Source organism: Thiohalocapsa sp. (assembly GCF_019695415.1).
GTDB lineage: Bacteria > Pseudomonadota > Gammaproteobacteria > Chromatiales > Chromatiaceae > Thiohalocapsa.
In genome coordinates this window covers 1-1,545 of sequence record NZ_JAIFKJ010000208.1, presented here as the reverse complement: position 1 = coordinate 1,545, position 1,545 = coordinate 1, and the positions used below count along the sequence as shown (strand labels likewise).

Below are 1,545 nucleotides of genomic sequence, written 5' to 3'. Positions count from 1 at the left end.
CCCGCCCGCGAGGTTGCCTGACAACCGAGCCTATCGGAGGCAGCTCCAGCATCCCGATCCCCAATCCGGCATACTGCGACCCTCGCCGGCATCAGCGTCGGCAACACAAACGCCGGGGGAGCCCATGCCGACCCAATGCGCCTTCCGCATTCACCAGGACGACACCGGCCACCGTGCCCGCGTCGAGACCATCGACGTGCCCGAGCCCGCGGCGGGCGAGGTGCTGCTGCGCGTCGACTACGCCAGCGTCAACTACAAAGATGCGTTGGGCGGGACCGGCAGAGGCAAGGTCATCAAGCGCTTTCCGCTCACCGGCGGCATCGATGCCGCGGGCGTGGTCGAGCGCTCCGAGCATGCGGACTTCGCGCCGGACGATGCCGTGGTCGCCACCGGCCATGGTATGGCCTTCGACCACGACGGCGGCTATGCGCAATACCTGTGCGTGCCGGGCGATTGGCTGGTCAAGATGCCGGATGGACTCGAGACGCGCACGAGCATGCTGTACGGCACCGCCGGCTTCACCGCAGCGCTCGCGGTGCATCGGCTGCTGCGCAACGACCAGCGCCCGGACATGGGCCCGATCTTGGTCACGGGCGCGAGCGGCGGTGTTGGAGCGATTGCCGTTGCCATCCTCGCCAGGCTCGGCTTCGAGGTGGCTGCGGTGTCCGGCAAGCCGGAGCTGCATCCCTGGCTCAAAGCGCTGGGTGCCTCCCAGATCCTCGGCCGCGACGAGCTGCCCGGCAGCGACCGCCCGCTGGAGAAGGCCGTCTGGGGCGGCGCCGTGGACAACGTGGGCGGCGACATGCTGGCGCGCATCACCCGCACCGTGGTGCCCTACGGCAACATCGCAAGCATTGGCCTTGCCGGCGGCACTGAGCTTTCCACGACGGTGATGCCTTTCATACTGCGCGGCGTGGCGCTGCTCGGCTGCGACTCGGTGCATATTGCGCAGCCCTTGCGCGATGAGCTTTGGCGGCATTTGGCCACAGATTGGCGCGTGCAGGAGCCGGAGCGGCTGCTGGGCGGCGAGATCACGCTGGATGCCCTACCGGAGGTATTCGAGCGCATGCTCGCTGGAGGCACGCATGGGCGGATTCTGGTGAAGCCGACCGCGGCCCGCTGACCGCATTGCCTGAACTGCCGACACAGATGACGCAACCGCTTCAGAATCACCAACGCCGGGCGTTGAAGCAGCGCGCCCATCACCTGAAGCCCGTGGTGCTGCTCGGCGCCGCCGGCCTGACGGAGGCCGTGCTCGCCGAGATCGAGCTGGCGCTGGACCATCACGAGCTGATCAAGGTCCGCGTGAACGGCGGCGACCGCGACGTGCGCGATGCCCAGGTCGCCACCATCGTCGAAGAGACCGGTGCCGCGCTGGTGCAGCGCATCGGCAACATCGCCGTGCTCTACCGCACCAACCCCGAGCTGAAAGACTCACCGCAAGGTTCTAGGTCCTAGGGAAGCGCCGATTTATTGGCGCTTCCCGTGCGGGGCAGGATGCCCAATAAATCAGCATCTCCCTAGAACTGGTAAGTCGCGATGAGC

General features: G+C 67.4%; 2 protein-coding genes. Both read left to right on the top strand.

What is annotated here, in order from left to right; genetic code table 11:
• Positions 1 to 124: 124 nt before the first annotated feature.
• Positions 125 to 1,123, top strand: a complete 999-nt coding sequence (locus I6U14_RS05965) for a YhdH/YhfP family quinone oxidoreductase (protein ID WP_296897690.1) — start codon at positions 125 to 127, stop codon at positions 1,121 to 1,123.
• Between the two features lie 26 nt (positions 1,124 to 1,149).
• The gene (gene yhbY, locus I6U14_RS05960) at positions 1,150 to 1,458 is read left to right on the top strand and encodes a ribosome assembly RNA-binding protein YhbY (protein ID WP_296897688.1); all 309 of its coding nucleotides are present in this window, start codon (positions 1,150 to 1,152) and stop codon (positions 1,456 to 1,458) included.
• Positions 1,459 to 1,545 lie beyond the last annotated feature (87 nt).